General features: G+C 75.2%; 12 protein-coding genes and 1 riboswitch. Of the genes, 1 reads left to right on the top strand and 11 read right to left on the bottom strand.

Translation table 11 applies throughout. The features are described 5' to 3' along the window. Positions 1 to 36 precede the first annotated feature (36 nt). The 6 genes from cobO to ACN260_RS12400 form a co-directional block, all read right to left on the bottom strand. Positions 37 to 648 carry a cob(I)yrinic acid a,c-diamide adenosyltransferase gene (gene cobO, locus ACN260_RS12425; RefSeq protein ID WP_357765240.1) on the bottom strand — a complete coding sequence of 204 codons (612 nt, stop codon included), beginning with the start codon at positions 646 to 648 and terminating at the stop codon, positions 37 to 39. Then, a complete protein-coding gene (locus ACN260_RS12420; RefSeq protein WP_422756694.1) occupies positions 648 to 2,873 on the bottom strand; it encodes a VWA domain-containing protein in 2,226 nt (741 codons plus the stop codon). The genes cobO and ACN260_RS12420 overlap by 1 nt, the downstream gene beginning before the upstream one ends. A 47-nt stretch (positions 2,874 to 2,920) precedes the next feature. Then, positions 2,921 to 6,628, bottom strand: coding sequence for a cobaltochelatase subunit CobN (gene cobN, locus ACN260_RS12415; RefSeq protein WP_422756110.1), 3,708 nt, complete (start codon positions 6,626 to 6,628; stop codon positions 2,921 to 2,923). Positions 6,629 to 6,937: 309 nt separating this feature from the next. After that, positions 6,938 to 7,067: riboswitch (cobalamin riboswitch) on the bottom strand. 622 nt (positions 7,068 to 7,689) lie between these two features. Next, positions 7,690 to 8,025 carry a hypothetical protein gene (locus tag ACN260_RS12410; protein ID WP_422756109.1) on the bottom strand — a complete coding sequence of 112 codons (336 nt, stop codon included), beginning with the start codon at positions 8,023 to 8,025 and terminating at the stop codon, positions 7,690 to 7,692. Between the two features lie 90 nt (positions 8,026 to 8,115). Next, positions 8,116 to 9,015, bottom strand: coding sequence for an aldo/keto reductase (locus ACN260_RS12405; RefSeq protein ID WP_422756108.1), 900 nt, complete (start codon positions 9,013 to 9,015; stop codon positions 8,116 to 8,118). A 73-nt stretch (positions 9,016 to 9,088) separates the two neighbouring features. Beyond that, complete coding sequence (locus ACN260_RS12400) at positions 9,089 to 10,330, bottom strand: MFS transporter (RefSeq protein ID WP_422756107.1); 1,242 nt, start codon at positions 10,328 to 10,330, stop codon at positions 9,089 to 9,091. A 213-nt stretch (positions 10,331 to 10,543) separates the two neighbouring features. On the opposite strand from ACN260_RS12400, the gene ACN260_RS12395 reads away from it, so the two are divergent. Continuing rightward, positions 10,544 to 11,347: an AfsR/SARP family transcriptional regulator gene (locus ACN260_RS12395; RefSeq protein ID WP_422756106.1), complete on the top strand. Its 804-nt coding sequence runs from the start codon at positions 10,544 to 10,546 to the stop codon at positions 11,345 to 11,347. A 4-nt stretch (positions 11,348 to 11,351) separates the two neighbouring features. On the opposite strand, the gene ACN260_RS12390 is transcribed toward ACN260_RS12395, so the two are convergent. From ACN260_RS12390 to ACN260_RS12370, 5 genes are all read right to left on the bottom strand, one after another. Next, complete coding sequence (locus tag ACN260_RS12390; protein WP_422756105.1) at positions 11,352 to 12,563, bottom strand: MFS transporter; 1,212 nt, start codon at positions 12,561 to 12,563, stop codon at positions 11,352 to 11,354. Between the two features lie 274 nt (positions 12,564 to 12,837). Continuing rightward, positions 12,838 to 13,311, bottom strand: coding sequence for a thioesterase family protein (locus tag ACN260_RS12385; RefSeq protein ID WP_422756104.1), 474 nt, complete (start codon positions 13,309 to 13,311; stop codon positions 12,838 to 12,840). Continuing rightward, on the bottom strand, positions 13,308 to 14,477 hold the full coding sequence (locus ACN260_RS12380; RefSeq protein ID WP_422756103.1) for an acyl-CoA dehydrogenase family protein: 1,170 nt from the start codon (positions 14,475 to 14,477) through the stop codon (positions 13,308 to 13,310). The genes ACN260_RS12385 and ACN260_RS12380 overlap by 4 nt, the downstream gene beginning before the upstream one ends. A 12-nt stretch (positions 14,478 to 14,489) precedes the next feature. Next, positions 14,490 to 15,845: an aspartate aminotransferase family protein gene (locus ACN260_RS12375; RefSeq protein WP_422756102.1), complete on the bottom strand. Its 1,356-nt coding sequence runs from the start codon at positions 15,843 to 15,845 to the stop codon at positions 14,490 to 14,492. Continuing rightward, positions 15,842 to 16,969: a 3-oxoacyl-ACP synthase III family protein gene (locus tag ACN260_RS12370; RefSeq protein ID WP_422756101.1), complete on the bottom strand. Its 1,128-nt coding sequence runs from the start codon at positions 16,967 to 16,969 to the stop codon at positions 15,842 to 15,844. The genes ACN260_RS12375 and ACN260_RS12370 overlap by 4 nt, the downstream gene beginning before the upstream one ends. Between the last annotated feature and the right edge of the window lie 19 nt (positions 16,970 to 16,988).

Raw genomic sequence — 16,988 nt, 5'->3', positions numbered from 1 at the left:
GCGGGCGGCGCTGGTCGGTGCGGCGGGTCGGTCCGGTCACCACTCGATGCCCTTCTGGCCCTTCTGGCCGGCGTCCATCGGGTGCTTGACCTTGGTCAGTTCGGCGACCAGGTCGGCGGCGGCGACCAGCCGCGGGTCGGCGTCCCGGCCGGTGATCACCACGTGCTGGAAACCGGGCCGGTGGGTGAGGGTGTCGACCACCTCGTCGACGTCCACCCAGCCCCACTTCATCGGGTAGGTGAACTCGTCGAGGACGTACAGGCCGTAGCGCTGCGCGGCCAGGTCACGCTGGATCTGCCGCCAGCCCTCCAGGGCGTCGGCGGCGTGGTCGGCGTCGCCGCCGCGCTGGATCCACGACCAGCCCTCGCCCATCTTGTGCCAGGCCACCGGCGCGCCCTGCCCGGTGTCGGCGTGCACCTGGCCCAGGGCGCGGAAGGCGTTCTCCTCGCCCACCCGCCACTTGGCGCTCTTGACGAACTGGAACACCCCGATCGGCAGCCCGGCCGTCCAGGCCCGCAGTGCCAGTCCGAACGCCGCCGTCGACTTCCCCTTCATCTGCCCGGTGTGCACGATGGTCAACGGGCGGTGCCGCCGCTGCCGGGTGGTCAACCCGTCGGCGGGCACGTGTTCCGGTTTTCCCTGCGGCATCAGCGCACGCTCCGATTCGCTCCGACGGTGGCGAGCCCGGCCAGCGGGTCGGCGGTGACCGTGTCCAGCCGGTGGTGGGCCGCGCCGAGCTGACCGGCCAGCCGGTGGGCCAGGTGCAGCCGCACCGGGCCGGATTCACAGTCCACCACGACGCAGGGCGCGCCGGTGGCGGCGAGCACGGCCGCCGCGCGCGCCGAACGCTCCAGCGGCCGGTGCCCGGCGGTGGCCCGGCCGTCGGTGACGACCAGCACCAGCGGACGCCGTCGCGGGTCCCGCAGCCGCTGCACCCGCAGCAGGTCGGCGGCGGCGAGCAGCCCCTCCGCCAGCGGGGTACGCCCACCGGTGGGCAGCTCGGCCAGCCGCGCCGACGCGGCCAGCACCGAGGACGTCGCCGGCAGCAGCACCTGCGCGCCGGCACCCCGGAAGGCGACCACCGCCACCGTGTCCCGCCGCTGGTAGGCGTCGGTGAGCAGGGCCAGCACCGCGCCCTTGACCGCCGACATCCGCTGCCGCGCGCCCATCGACCCGCTGGCGTCGACGACGAACAGCACCAGGTTGCCCTCGCGGCCCTCCCGGACCGCCTCCCGCAGGTCGTCGGGGCGCAGCAGCAGCCGGCCGCCGCACCGGCCCCGCCGGGCCTGGTGCGGGGCGGCGGCGCGCAGGGTCGCCGGCAGGTGCACCGCGGCCGGCCGGCCGGCGGGCACCCGGGCCCCGGTGGTGCGCCCGCGCCCGGTCCGGGCCCGCGAGCGCCGGCCGGGCACCCCGTCACCGACCCCCGGCGCGGTGAACAACCGGGCGGTCAACCCCCGCTGCGGTACGGCCACCGAGCCGGTGCCAGCCGGGTCACCCGGGTTCGCGGTGCCGCCCTGGCCGGGTCGCCCCGGACGGGCACCGGCGTGGTCGGCCGACCCGTCGTCGGGGCGTCCCGACCGGTCACCCGCGTCCGGTCCGCCGTCGACGGCGCGGTCCGGCCACCTGTCGTGCACGGCCGGCGGGGAGGTCGGGCCGGTCCGGGCGCGCGGTTCGTGGTCGTGGCCCGGCGATCCGGCGGCGGCGTCCTGCGGTCCACCGGCGGCATCGGGTGGCCCACCGTCCGACGGCCGCGCACCCGACCCGCCGTCGGGGCCGCCCGCCGTGGGGCCGCCCGGCCCACCGGCACCGTCCGGGCCGCCCGGGTCACCCGGACCGCTCGGGCCGGTGTCCGGCGGATCGTCGTCGGGGTGCTCGTCGCGGGCCCGCTGCAACGCCTCGTCGAGGCGCTTCTCGTCCAGGCCCGGGGTGTCGAACGGGTCGCGGCGACGGCGGTGCGGCAGGGCCAGCCGGGCGGCGACCCGGACGTCGTCGGCGGTCACCCGGTCCCGGCCCTGCCAGGCGGCGTGCGCGACGGCGGTCCGGGCGGTGACGATGTCGGCGCGCATCCCGTCCACGTCGAACGCGGCGCACACCTCGGCGATCTGCCGCAACGCGCCGTCGGGCAGCAGCACCCGGTCGAGCCGGTCCCGGGCGGCGGCCACCCGGGCGGCCACCTCGGCGTCGGCGGCGGCCCACCGGGCGGCGAACCCGGCCGGGTCGGCGTCGGCGGCGAGCCGGCGGCGCACCACCTCCACCCGGACGACCGGATCGCGGCTGGCGGCCACCTCGACGGTGAGCCCGAACCGGTCGAGCAGCTGCGGACGCAGCTCACCCTCCTCCGGGTTCATCGTGCCGACCAGCAGGAACCGGGCGGCGTGACTGACCGAGACACCTTCCCGTTCGACGTGGCAGCGGCCCATCGCGGCGGCGTCCAGGAGCAGGTCGACCAGGTGGTCGTGGAGCAGGTTCACCTCGTCGACGTAGAGCACCCCCCGGTGGGCGGCGGCGAGCAGGCCCGGCTCGAAGGCGCGTACCCCCTCGGCGAGGGCCTTCTCCAGGTCGAGCGAGCCGACCACCCGGTCCTCGGCGGCGCCGACCGGCAGCTCCACCAGCCGGGCCGGACGGCGCTCCACCGGCCCGGCGGCCGGGTCGTCGTGCCCGGCTGTCGGGTGGGGGCCGTCCGGGCAGGTCGGGTCGGGGGCGGCCGGGTCACAGCCGAACCGGCACCCGGCGACCCGGTCCACCGGTGGGAGCAGGGCCGCCAGGGCCCGCACGGCGGTGGACTTGGCGGTGCCCTTCTCACCCCGCACCAGCACCCCGCCGATGGCCGGGCTGACCGCGTTGAGCAGCAGCGCCAGCCGCATGTCGTCCATGCCGAGCACGGCCGAGAAGGGGAACCCGCTCACTGTGGTCGGAGGTGTCACTGTCGTTCCTCCAGGTCGCCCTCGGTGGCCAGGTACGTCTCCCGCAGGCGGTCCAGGGTGATGGGGTCGGGGGCCGCCCACAGGCCGCGTTCGGCGGCCTCCAGGAGCCGTTCGGTGATGCCGCGCAGCGCCCACGGGTTGGACCGCTCCAGGAACTCGCGGGTCTGCCCGTCGAACAGGTACGCCTCGGCGAGGCGCTCGTACATCCAGTCGTCGACGACCCCGGCGGTGGCGTCGTAGCCGAACAGGTAGTCCACTGTGGCCGCCAGCTCGAACGCGCCCTTGTAGCCGTGCCGGCGCATCGCCGCGATCCACTTCGGGTTGACCACCCGGGCCCGGAACACCCGCCGGGTCTCCTCGCCGAGGGTGCGGGTGCGCACGTCGTGCGGCATCGCCGAGTCGCCCACGTACGCGGCCGGCGCGACCCCGGTCAGGTGGCGCACCATCGCCACCATCCCCCCGTGGTACTGGAAGTAGTCGTCGGAGTCGACGATGTCGTGCTCGCGGGTGTCCTGGTTCTTCGCCGCCACCGCGATCCGGGCGAAGGACCGTTCCATGTCGGCCCGCGCCTCCCGCCCGTCCAGGCCCCGGCCGTAGGCGTAGCCGCCCCAGACGGCGTACACCTCGGCCAGGTCGGCGTCGGTGCGCCAGTTCCGGGCGTCGATCAGCGGCAGCAGTCCCGCCCCGTACGCCCCGGGTTTGGAGCCGAAGATCCGGGCGGTGGCCCGCCGCTCGTCGCCGTGGGTGGCGAGGTCGGCGGCCACGTGCGCGCGCAGGTAGTTGTCCCCGGCCGGCTCGTCGAGGGCGGCGACCAGCCGTACCGCGTCGTCGAGGAGGGCGACGACGTGCGGGAACGCGTCGCGGAAGAAGCCGGAGATGCGGACCGTGACGTCGACGCGGGGCCGGCCCAGTTCCGCCGGCGGCACCACCTCGACGCCGGTGACCCGCCGCGACCGGTCGTCCCACACCGGCCGGCAGCCGAGCAGGGCCAGCACCTCGGCGATGTCGTCGCCCTGGGTACGCATGGCGCTGGTGCCCCACACGGTCAGCCCGACCGACCGCGGATACTCCCCGGTGTCGGCGAGGTGGCGGGCGAGCAGCGAGTCGGCCAGCGCGACCCCGACGTCCCAGGCGTTGCGGCTGGGGATCGCCTTCGGGTCGACGGAGTAGAAGTTGCGGCCGGTGGGCAGCACGTTGACCAGCCCCCTGGTGGGTGACCCGGACGGTCCGGGTGGCACGAACCGGCCGGCGAGCGCGCCGAGGGTGTGGGTGATCTCGTCGGTGGTGCGGTCCAGCCGGGGCACCACCTCGCGGGCGGCGAACCGCAGCACCTCGGCGACGTCGGGGCAGGATCCGCCGGTCACCTCGGCGACCACCGGGTCGGCCCGGTCGGCGTCCCAGCCGAGGGTCTCCATGCCGAGGACAAGCCGCCGGGCCAGCCCCTCGATCAGGTCCACCGCGTCGGCGGCGGTGACCGCCGGCCCGTCGACGACGTCGGTCAACGCCGTCGGCACCGCCACCTGGGCCCCGGGCTCGGCGAGCAGCGTCTGCTCGTCGAGGCCGTAGCGGGCGGCGAGGGCCTGCCGCAGGCCGGGTCGGGCCCGGCTGCCGCCCCACACCTGCGGGGCGCGCAGCACGGCCAGGACGAGGTTGACCCGGGCCTCCCCGGTGGGCACCCCGGCCAGCACGTGCAGCCCGTCGCGGATCTGCACGTCCTTGACCTCGCACAGGTAGCCGTCGAGGTGCAGCACGAAGTCGTCGAAGTCGTCGGCGGCGGGCATCGCCTCGGTGTGCAGGTCGTGGTGGAGTTCGGCGGCGCGCACCAGCTCCCAGATCTGCCCCCGGACCACCGGCACCTTCGCCGGGTCGAGGGCCTGCACGGTGGCGTACTCGTCCAGCAGCTGTTCGAGTTTCGCCAGTTCGCCGTAGGTCTCGGCGCGGGCCATCGGGGGCACCAGGTGGTCGACCACGACGGCGTGGGCCCGCCGCTTGGCCTGGGTGCCCTCGCCGGGGTCGTTGACGATGAACGGGTAGACCAGCGGCAGATCACCGAGGACGGCGTCGGGGGCGCAGTCGGCGGCCAGGCCGAGGCCCTTGCCGGGCAACCATTCCAGGGTGCCGTGCTTGCCGAGGTGCACCACCGCGTCGGCACCGAAGCCGCCGTCGTCGACCGACGTGGCCAGCCACCGGTACGCGGCCAGGTAGTGGTGGCTGGGCGGCAGGTCCGGGTCGTGGTAGATGGCGATCGGGTTCTCGCCGAAGCCGCGCGGCGGCTGGATCAGCAGGGTGACGTTGCCGAACCGCAGCCCGGCCAGGACGATGTCCCCGTCGTCGGTGTAGAGCTGGCCGGGTGGCTCACCCCAGTGTTCCCGCATCCGGTCCCGCAGGTCGACCGGCACCTGGTCGAACCAGCGCCGGTAGGTCTCCCCCGGCACCCGGGCCTCGGCGGCGGCCAACTGTTGCGGGGTGAGCCACTCGACGTCGTGCCCCCCGGCGGCGATCAGGGCGTGGATCAGCGCGTCCCCGTCGGTGGGCGGTGGCGCGTCGCCGAGGTGGTATCCGGCGTCTGCGAGGGCGGCGAGCAGCCGGACCGCCGAGGCGGGGGTGTCCAGGCCGACGGCGTTGCCGACCCGGGAGTGCTTCGTCGGGTAGGAGCTGAGCACGACCGCCACCCGCTTCGTGGCGTTGGGCAGGTGGCGCAGCCGGGCCTGCCGGACGGCGATCCCGGCGACCCGGGCGGCCCGCTCGGCGTCGGCGGCGTAGACCGACAGCCCGTCGGCGTCGATCCGTTTGAACGAGAACGGCACGGTGACGATCCGACCGTCGAACTCGGGGATGGCCACCTGCATGGCCGCGTCCAGCGGGGACAGCCCTGCGTCGCTGGCCGCCCACTGTTCCCGGGTGCTGGTCAGGCAGAGCGCCTGGATCACCGGCATGTCGAGGGCGGCGAGCGCGCCGACGTCCCAGGCGTCCTCGTCGCCCCCGCCGGAGGCGTCGGCGGCGACCGTCCCCCCGGCGGCGAGGACGGTGACGACGAGCGCGTCGCAGCGGGCGAAGAGGTCCAGCGGCCCGTCGCCGGGGGTGAGCCCGCGCAGCGACCCGCAGAAGATCGGCAGCGGTTCGCCGCCGGCCGCGTCGACCGCGTCGGCCAGGGTCCGCACGAAACCGGTGTTGCCGGCCAGCGCGTGCGCCCGGTAGAACACGATCCCCACCGTGGGCCGCCCGCCGCCCGGCCGTCCGTCCGCCGGGTCCGGCCGGTCGTCCGGGTCCGTCGGACGGTGGTCGAGGATGCCGTACGGCGGGGTGGGGGTGGGTGGGTCGAAGCCCTCACCGGTGAGCAGGACGGTGTCGGAGAGGAACCGGGCGAGCTGGGCGAGGTTCTCCGCACCCCCCTCCACCAGGTAGGACAGCGCTTCCGTGGCGACCCCGGAGGCCACCGTGGAGGCCGCCATCAGCTCCGCGTCGGGCACCGCCTCACCGCCGAGCACGATCGTGGGGATGCCGGAGCCGAGCACCGCCGCGAGGCCGTCCGGCCACGCCTGCCGCCCGCCGAGCAGCCGTACGACGGCCAGGTCGACCCCGTCGAGCAGGGCCGGCACGGCGGCCACGTCGACCCGGGTGGGGTTGGCGAGGCGGTAGTCGGCGGCGCTGGCGCGGGCGGCGAGCAGATCGGTGTCGGCGGTGGACAGCAGCAGGATGCGCACGTTCGGCTCCGGAGAGTGACGTCCGACTCGACCGCGGGGCCGGGCTGGACGGGGCGGGAGGGACGCCGGTCAGCGGCGGCGGAGGTACGACGCACCCCGCCTGCGGCGGGGCACCCGGACCGGCCGTCAGCGGTACGTGGCAGGCAGACCGCCCCGGCGACGGCCGGCGACGGTGGCAGAGAAAGAAGCACGCGGCGGCGCGGGCTCTACGGTGATGCGGAAATCACCGACCGTAGTCGGGTCGGCAGTGACGCGGTGCGTCATCGGGTCCTCCTCGGGTGTCCACGCCCTGGGGTTCTCCGACGGCCGAAGTATCCTGGCTCCCGGATCGACGCTCACCCCCGGCCTTCCAACCGTGCACGCACGGTCGTGACCCACGAGGGGGGATCGCTCCCCGGTGACAGTGGCGGGACCGCGTCGGAATCGCACCGACTTCCTTCACTGCCGTCAGGCCGCGAATGCTGCCACACTCCTCACCCCGAGGTCAACGGCGGCCACCGGCCCCGCGACGGCACCGATCGACCCCCGTGACGAGGCAGGCCGTCCCCGCGCGGACGGTCCCGGGGAGGACGGTCCCGGGGAGGACGGGATACCTCTTCCGCATGCTGTCGAGCTGATGACGTCAACGATTCGGGGCCCGCCCCGGTCCGGCCTGACCGGACGGTGGTCGGCCGGACAGCGCGGGCCACCCCACCCGCCGCCCCGGGGCGGCCCACGCCGCTGACGCAGGTCCACGCCCGTCCGGTGCCCCAGGGTCGCGCCCATCCGATGCCACCGGCGTCACCCATCCGGTGCCGGCAACGCCACGCCCATCCGGTGCCGGCAGCACCGCGCCTATCCGGTGCCGCAGAGCCATCCGTCCGGCGCGGTAGAGCCGCGCCAGCCGGGCAGTTGCGGTCGCCCCTGGCCCGGTGGTATGGGTCGCCCCACCCGGCGGGCCGATCCGTCATCGTCATCAGCTCGAAAGGACCCGCGAGGACTACCCACACCCCTGCCCCGCAGCCGCCGGGACGGCCGGCGGCCGCACCCGACAGGTCACCCCCACCCCGCGCGACCGGGGATCAGCGCAGGCGGCGCTCGGGGTGGGCCCGGTTCCAGGCCCGCATCCGCTCCGGGTAACCGGTCTTCGCCGCCTCGTAGAGGGGCACCGCGTGCCGGTGGGCCAGCTTCGCAGCCGTACGCGGGGAGCCGGTGCGGCGGCGGATCCACTCCCCGTCGTGCGCGATCGCCACCACTGTGGTGTCGGTGGCGGTGGTTTCGGGTTCGAGATAGAACTCCACCCCCCGGTGGGCGGCCACGAAGTCCGCCAACGCGGTCAGGTCGTCCCGGTTGGCCTCCCGGTCGAGCTTGGTGGGGAGGCCCTCGTCAGCCCGGGTCCGTCGGCTGAACCAGCCCATCTGCCCGTCCTCTCCTCGGCGTCCCTCCAGTGGAGCACCCCCACCTGCAAGGACGCTGCGAACCCGGTGACAGCCGGCTGAGCGGCCCGTTCACGACCGGTCGAGGGCGGCCAGCTCGTCGGGGGTGAGTCGCAGCGCCCCGGCGGCGACGTTCTCGACCAGGTGGGCCGGGTCGCCGGTGCCGGGGATGGCCAGCACGTGCGGGCCCTGGTGCAGCGTCCAGGCGAGGCGGACCTGCTGCGGGGTGGCGTCGTGGGCACGGGCGACGGCGCGTACGGCCGCGTCGTGGTCGGTGCGGGCCCCGCCCTCCCGGTTGGCCCCGGCCAGCGCGAAGAACGGCACGTAGGCGATCCCCCGGGCACCGCACTCGCGGACCAGGGCGTCCTGGTCGCCGCGGTTGTCCAGGGCGTAGTTGTTCTGCACGCAGACCACCGGGGCAATGCGCTGCGCCTCGTCGAGGTGGTCGAGGCGGACGTTGGACAGGCCCAGGTGCCGGATCAGGCCGGCGTCGCGCAGGTCGGCCAGCGCGCCGAAGCGTTCCGCCACGGAGTCCGGCGCGGGCCGCTTGACGATCCGCAGGTTGACCAGGTCGAGGTGGTCGCGGCCGAGCCTGCGCAGGTTCTCCTCCACCTGGGCGCGCAGCTGTGCCGGGCCGGTCTCCTCGTGCAGGCCGGTCGTCGGGTCGGCCCGGAAGCCGACCTTGGTGGCGACGACCAGTTCTTCCGGGTACGGGGCGAGCGCGGCGCGGATCAGTTCGGTGGCGTACCGGGCGGGGCCGGTGCCGACCTTCAGGGTGCCGCCCGGTGAGACGTAGAAGGCGGCGGTGTCGATGTGGTCGACCCCCAGTTCGACGGCCCGGCGCAGGACGCGCAGCGCCCGGTCCCGGTCGGGGTGGGCGGTGAGCCGCATCGAGCCGAAGCCCATCCGGTGCACGGTGCGGTCGCCCAGGGTCCAGCGGCCCGCCGCTGCGGCGGTGATCTCGGTTGGCATCCGGCGACCCTAGCCAGCGGCGGTGACCCGGCGTAACGGCCGCGCACCCGATACCGGCCGGGACCGACGACTGTTAGTTTTTCTGTACCGGGCCGGCGGGTGTCTGCGGCGCGGTTCCGGCCGGCGGACGGGTCGCCGGCACCAGTGCCAGGGTGGGGATCAGCAGCACCGGCACCACCAGCAGGGCGTGCAGGATGCCGACGTGGTCGCCGAGCAGACCGAGCAGCGGCGGGCTGGCCAGGAACGACGTGTAGCCGAGCACCGCGACGACGCTGACCCGGGCGGGGGCGCGCTCCTCGTCGTCGGCGGCGGCGCTCATCCCGACCGGGAAGCCGAGCGACGCGCCGAGCCCCCAGAGGACCACCCCGACGACGGCCAGCGGACCGGAGCCGGCCAGCACCGCCAGCAGGGAGCCGGCGGCGGCCAGCAGGATCGTGCCGATCAGCACCGGTACCCGGCCCCACCGGTCGATGGCCACGGTGCCGACGGTCCGGCCGATGGTCATGCCGGCGACGAAGACCCCGAAGACGGCGGCCCCGGCGGCCTCGCTGACCCCGTAGCCGTCGACGAAGGCGACCGCCAGCCAGTCGTTGGCGCTGCCCTCGGTGAACGCCATCACCAGCACCAGCGCCCCGATGAGCAGGGTGCGCGGCTCCCGCCAGGCCGCGAGCAGGCCACCCCGGCGGGCCGAGGCGGCACCGTCGGCGGTGGAGGCGGGCAGGGCGGGCAGGAAGTTGCGCGCCCCGAGCAGGGTGCCGCCGAGCACCACCGCCGCCAGCACCGCCAGGTGCACGGTGATCGGCACACCGAGCCGGGCCGCGCCCGCGCCGAGCCCGGCGCCGGCCACCGAGCCGAGGCTCCAGGCGGCGTGGAAGCGGGGCAGGATGGTGCGGCCGAGCCGTTTCTCCACCGCCGCGCCCTCGACGTTCATGCCCACGTCGCAGGTGCCGGAGCCGTAGCCGAGGGCGAACAGGCCGACCGCGACGCCGGGCAGCGAGCCGAGCGGGGTGGCGACGCCCACCCCGACCAGGCCGACCGCCACCAGCACGGTCGAGGCGACGACGGTGCGGGCCGGGCCGAGCCGCTGGGTCACCAGGCCGGCGCTGGTCAGCGCCAGCACCGCACCCCCGGACATGGCCAGCAGCAGCAGTCCGAGCCGGCCGGCGCTGAGGCCGAGGGCGTCGCGGACCGCCGGGACCCGGGAGAACCAGGTGGCGACGGCGAGGCCGTTGAGGGCGAAGACCACCGCGACACCGGTACGGGCGGCCCGGACCACCGGGGGCGGGACGGTTCGGTTCTCGGTGGCGGTGTTCACGGCGCGCGGTCCTCTTCCCCTGGTGTGGCCCGTCCGGGCCCGACGTCCCACCGCCGATCTCACACCGCTTTCGTCACGGCCACAAGCGAGATCTGCTCCTTACCGCAGCGGCACAGCCGAACGGAGATGGCGCGACACCGTCATTATTGATCGACTGGCTTCAATCAGTGGTGGGCACTGACGGTACGGGGGCACGCGCATCGTGGGGGATTCGTGAAGTTCGGCATACTCGGCACATATGTGATACTTCCCGGGCAGAACTACTGCATCAACGCTCCCAAACAACGCAAACTGATGGCGGTCCTGACGGTCAACGGAAATGTGCTCATCCCGGTGGAACGCCTGGCCCACGAGGTGTGGCCCGACGAACCACCCGCCTCCGCCGGCAACCTGATCCGGCAGTACGTCTTCCGCCTCCGGCGCAGTCTGCCCCCGTCGGTGGGGCGGGCCATCATCACCGGCCCGGGTGGCTACAAACTGCGGTTGGCACGCGGCGACGTCGACAGCCACCTCTTCGACGCCAACGTGCTACGGGGTCGCGCCGCCTTCGCGGCGGGCCGGCTCGACGACGCGGTCCGGGCCCTGTCCGAGGCGCTGGCCGCCTGGCGGGGGGATCCGCTCGCCGACGTCGACCCGTCCCCCTCGATCCTGGCCGAGAGCCGGCGGCTCGGTGAGCGGCGGCTGCTCGCCATCGAGATGCGCGCCGACGCCTACCTGCGCCTCGGCTGGTACGACGAGGCCGTCGAGGAACTGGCCGCGCTGGTCACCCTCCACCCCGAGCGGGAACGGCTGCGCGACATGCAGATGCGGGCGCTGTGCCAGGTGGGCCGCCGGGCCGACGCCCTCGCGGTGTACCGCGACCTCCGCCAGACGCTTGCCGACGGGGTGGGCATCGAGCCGGGGCCGGCGTTGCAGCGGCTGCACCGGCAGGTGCTCGACGGCGACCCGGCGCTCAGCGAGCAGTCGGACGCCCGTCGGTCAGCAGCGGCCGGATGGTCCGGGTCGGCGTACCGGTGACGGGTCACCGGCCCTGTTCGGCCCGCGACGGCAGCAGGGCCGCCGCGAGGGCGAGCGCCGCCACCGCCAGCCCCGCCCCGGCGACCACCGGGGCCGCGCCCCAGCGGGTCAACAGGGGCGCCAGCACCATGCTGCCCACGGCGAACCCCCAGCCGATCGCCGCGTACTGGAGGGAGAAGCCGGTGGCCCGGCGGTCGGGCGGCAGGATCCGTTCCAGGTGCAGCGACCGGGCCAGCACGGTCGGCCCCTCGCAGAACCCGGCGACGGCGTACAGCGTCAGCAGCGCGACGGCGTGCGGTCGCGCGACCACCGCGAACGCGACCACCAGGCCGAGCACCAGCAGGGCGACGTCGGCCTGCCGCTGGTGGCCGCCCGGCCAGCTCCGCATGCTGTACAGGACGCTGCCGAGGCCGGTCCCGACCGCGTACGCGGCGAGGGCCAGCCCGGCCAGCGACGGCTGCCCGCTGCCGGTGAACAGCGGCACCGCCGCGACCGTCAGCACCCCGAGCAGGACCCGCAGCGCGGCGGTCAACGCCAGGGTGCGGGCCAGCAGGCGCAGCACCGGCAGCACCCGGCTGCGGCCGGCGGCGGGCCGCGCCGACGCCGCGTCGGGCAGGCGCAGGGCCGCCCCGGCGGCGACCGCCGCCGGCAGCGCGATCAGGCCCACACCGGCGGCGGGCGAGACGGCGGCGACCGTCACCCCGACCAGCACCGGTCCGAGCCCCCAGCAGACCTGGTTGAGCACCGTGTCCAGGGACAGCGCCCGGGGCAGCACGGCCGCGTCGACCAGGTGGGTGAGCATCGACCGCAGGCCGCCCGGCGCGCCGGCCGGCACCGCACCGGCCAACGTGACCAGGACGACCAGCAGCGCCGTGCCGCCACCGGTGCCGACCACCACGGCGGCGGCCAGGAACAGCAGCGCCTCGGCCACCAGGCATCCGGCCAGCACGCGACGCGGGTTCCACCTGTCGATCAGCGCCCCGGCGGCCGGTGCCGCGGCCGCCTCGCCGATGGTGTGCGCGCCGACCAGCAGGCCGCTGAGCAGGTAGCCGTCGCTGAGCGCCCGGCCGGCGAAGACCAGTGCCAGCGGGGCCATCGCCACCGGCAGCCGGGCCCCGAAGGTGGCGACCGCCCAGCCCACCCAGCCGGGCGACCGCAGGACCGCCCGCAGGGGCGTGCCGGCCCGACCCGAGCGGTCCACCTGCGACGTAGCCACCCGACCCGCCCTTCCGACCCTGTCCACCAGGGACGAACAGTAGTCACCCCGACACCCCCGGCACCCCACCACCCACCCACACCCCACCCCGCTCCCGCCCACCCCCCGGCCCACTCCCGCCCGCGTGATCAAGAGGTTTGCGTCAGGAAATGCCGTGGCCGGTGACGCGAACCTCTTGATCACCGCACGAGGGCGCGGGCCGGGGGCACGGGCCGAGGGCGCGGGTGTCCCGGGGCCCCGGCCGGGGGTGCCGGCCGGGGCCCGGTGCGGTGGGCTAGCCGGCCGGGGGTGCCAGTCGGCGGAGGAAGGCGGCCCGGTCGACGACCCGACGCCGGTGGGAGCCGTGACCGAGCACCGTCCCGGTCGGGCCGACCACGGTGAAGTCGACGTCGACGTCACGGCCCACGACGGTGAGCGCGACCCGGTAGGTGACCGGCTCGCCGCGACCGGCCGCCGCCGCGTGGGTCAGCGTCACGCCGACGCCGACGGTCATCTCGCCGGCTGTCAGCACCGGGGCGAGCACCTCAACGCAGGTCTGTTCCATCAGGCCCAGCATGGCCGGGGTGGACAGGACCATCAGGCCCTCGTTGCCCCACCGGGTCGCGCAGTCGTCCTCGCGGACCACCCGGGTCCGCTCCCCCTCGACCCGACGCCCCTGGCCCACACCGGCACCGCCCACCCCGCCGACGGCCGGAGCGGACCCGACGACGGGTGCGGTCACCCGGCCGGAGCCGGTCGGGGCGGTCACGCCGGCACCCCCGGGACGGCGTAGCGGCGAACCACGTCCTTGTAGATGTTCTTCTTCTGCATCTCGGTGGTGCCACCGGCGATCCGGATGGCGACGGCGTCGCGCAGGTGCCGCTCGATGCCGCCGGTACGGTCGTAGCCGGCGTGCCCGAAGATCTGGACCAGTTCGACGGTGGACCGGACCGCGCCCTCGGAGGCGGCCAGCTTGGCGCAGGAGGCGAGCGCGCTGTACGTGTCGTCGCCCCGGACCAGCGCGTCGGCGGCGGCGTAGGCGAGGTGCCGGGCCGACTCGATGGTGGTCCGGATGCCGACGACCTTGTCCTGGATGAACTCGTGCTCGCCGATGGGTACGCCGAACGCCCGCCGTTCGGCGCAGCGGCGCAGCACCACGGGCAGCAGCGCCTCCAGTTGGGCGGCGACCACGACGCCGTACATGAGCCGGTCGAAGGCCAGGAACGAGTAGAGGGTGGCGAGCCCGTCACCGGGTGGCCCGACCACGTCGGCCGGGCCGACCGGCACCCCGTCCAGGATGATCGGCCCGGTGGGGCTGGTCCGCTGGCCCAGCAGGTCCTCGGCGACGCCGGTGTCGACGCCGGGGCGGTCGCGGTCCAGCACGAACAGGGTGATGTCCCGGGCGCCGATGCCGTCGAGCCGGCCGACGATCAGCAGGTGGTCGGCGACGGGCGCGTTGGTGATGTGTGCCTTGTGCCCGGTGAGCCGCCAGTCGTCGACGCCGTGCACGCTGGCCCGGGTGCCGACGGCGGCGACGTGGGAGCCGCCGGCCGGTTCGGTGGCGGCGGTGGCGCCCACCGCGCCGCCGGCCAGCGCCGGGAGCAGCCGACGACGCTGTTCGGGGGTGCCGTGTTCGCACAATACGTGCAGCAGGCCGGCGTGGGCGACGGCGGACAGCACGAAACCGGAGTCGTCCGCGCCCTGGGCGAGCCCTTCCAGCCCGGCCAGGAAGTCCCACAGGGTGCCGCCGTCGCCGCCGTGCTCGCGGGGCAGGTGGGCGGTCCAGAAGCCCTCGTCGGCCAGCGCCTGCCAGGACTTGGTGTCGAAGACGCCGGCGCGGTCGCGCTCGGCGGTGCCGGGGGCGACGGTCGTCGCGGCGAAGCGGCGGAACCGTTCCCGGCGGGCGTGTTGCTCCTGCGTCCAGGTGATCTGCATCGTCGTGCCCTCTCAGCCGGCCTCGGTGATGTCGTGCAGGGTGAGCCGGACGGCGGCGGTGAAGGCCGCGACGTCATCCGGGGTGGTGCAGGTGGTGACGCAGCCCATGCCCCGGGGGGCGACGATCACGCCGTGGTTGAGCAGGCCCAGGAAGAAGGCCTGCTGGCGGGCGGCGTCGACGGCGCGGACGTCGCGGAACACCTCGACCCGGCGCGGGCCGATGTGGATGTTGAACAGCGATCCGACACCGGTGACGACGGCGTCGACCGACGCGTCGGCGAACACCCCGGTCAGCTCGCGGCGCAGCAGGTCACCGGTGCGGTTGAGCGCGTCGATGGTGGCCGCGTCGAGCTTGCCGAGGGTGACGATGCCGGCGGCGACGCTCAGCGCGTTGCCGGTGAACGTGCCGCCCTGGTAGAGCGCGGGGCCGCCGGAGCGGGAGTCGTAGACGTCGGTGCCGCCCCGGGGTTCGAGCAGTCCCATGATGTCGGCCCGGCCGCCGTACGCGCCGATCGGCAGCCCACCGCCGATGATCTTGCCCATGGTGGTCAGGTCGGGGGTGACGCCGTACGCCTGCTGCGCGCCGCCGTACGCCAGCCGCAGCGTGATCACCTCGTCGAAGACCAGCAGGATGCCCAGTTCGTCGCAGGTGGCCCGCATCGCGGTCAGGTACTCGGCGGTGGCCGGGATCATCCCGCCGACGCCGAGCACCGGTTCGAGCACCAGCGCCGCCAGCCGGTCGGCGTGGGTGCGCAGGATCTCCTGCGACGCGGCGACGTCGTTGAACGGCACCACCACGGTTTCCCGGGTACGCGAGGCGGGGATGCCCCGCATCTCCGGCACGGAGGCGGGCGACCGGACGTCACCGGCGAGGTCGGCCGGCGGCCGTACGCTGATCATGACGTCGTCGGTGGTGCCGTGGTAGCCGCCCTCGGCCTTGGCGACCAGCGGGCGACCGGTGTGGGCCCGCGCCAGGCGCAACGCGAACATCACCGCCTCGGTGCCGGAGCCGGTGAACCGGACCCGCTCCAGGCTCGGCACCCGTGCCACCAGCAGCCCCGCCAGCTCGGCCTCCAACGTGCGGGAGAACGAGTGGGAGGTACCGTGCGGCAACTGCTCCCGGATGGCGGCGGTGACGTCCGGGTCGGCGTAGCCCAGCGGCAGGCCGGTGTAGTTGGCCAGGAAGTCGCGGTAGGCGTTGCCGTCGACGTCCCAGACCGTGCCGCCGGCCCCCCGTTCCAGGTAGACCGGGTACGGCGGCCAGGAGTTGAGGCTGCGGGTCGCGCCGGCCGGGATCATCGCGCCGACCCGGGCGAAGTGTTCCTTCGAGCCGGGGGTGCGCTTGGCGTAGTCGGACAGGATGCTCATGCCGGTGGCTCCTCGTGGGTCGGCTGGCCGGCCGTGCCACCGGGCCAGGTGATCAGGGCGCTTCCCCAGGTCATCCCCCCGCCGAAGGCGGCGAGCAGGACCCGGGCCCCGGGGCGGACCCGGCCGGCGTCGATCGCCGCGTCGAGGGTGACCGGCACGGACGCCGCGCCGGTGTTGCCGTAGTGGGTGCCGCTGATCGCCACCTGGTCGGCGACGAAGCCGATCTCCTTGGTCACCTCGCGCAGCAGCCGCACGTTGGCCTGGTGCGGGACGAGCAGGTCGAGGTCGGCGACGGTCAGCCCGCAGGCGGCGGTGGCGTCGGCGACGAGTTCCGGCAGCTTGCGTTCGGCGAACGCGCGTACCGCCCGGCCGTCCATCGTGAAGTGGTGCCCGCCGTGGGCGACGGTGGCGGTGCTGGCCGGGGCGCGGCTGCCACCAGCGGGGATCCGCACCAGGTCGTGCTGGCGGCCGTCGCTGCCCAGCCGGGTGTAGGCGATGCCGGCGGCGTCGGCGGAGCGGCCCAGCACCACCGCGCCCGCGCCGTCGCCGAAGAGCACCGAGGTGCGCCGGTCGGTGTAGTCGAGGATGCGCGAGTAGGTGTCCGCGCCGATCACCACGGCGTACCTGATGGCCGGGTCGCACCGCATGATCTTGTGGGCGACGTCCAGGGCGTAGACGAAGCCGGTGCAGACGGCGTCCAGGTCCATCGCGTACGCGCCCCACGCACCGAGGTTGGCCTGCACCCGGCAGGCGGTGGCGGGCAGCGGCAGGTCCGGGGTCGAGGTGCCCAGGATGATCAGGCCGACGTCGGCGGGGTCGACGCCGGCCCGGTCGAGGGCCTGCCGGGCGGCGTGGGTGGCCAGGTCGGAGGTGGCCTCGCCGGGCGCGGCGGCCCGGCGTTCGTGGACCCCGGTCCGGTCGACGATCCAGTCGGCCGTGACGCCGAGCGCCGCGGCCAGCGAAGCGTTGGTCACCACCTGCTCGGGGAGGCAGGCGCCGGTGGCGAGGATGCCCGGCGTCGCACCCGGGGTGGGGGTGCGGGGTCGGGCGGGGCGGGCAGCGGGCCGTCGTGGGTCGTGGCGGCTGCGTTCGGTCGGGCTTGCCTGTTCGGCGTCGGCATGCATGTCCCCAGGCTGCGGCCGG

The sequence above is a fragment of the Micromonospora sp. WMMD708 genome, assembly GCF_049315245.1.
Taxonomy (GTDB): domain Bacteria; phylum Actinomycetota; class Actinomycetes; order Mycobacteriales; family Micromonosporaceae; genus Micromonospora; species Micromonospora wenchangensis.
This window is presented reverse-complemented; position numbering and strand designations above follow the sequence as displayed.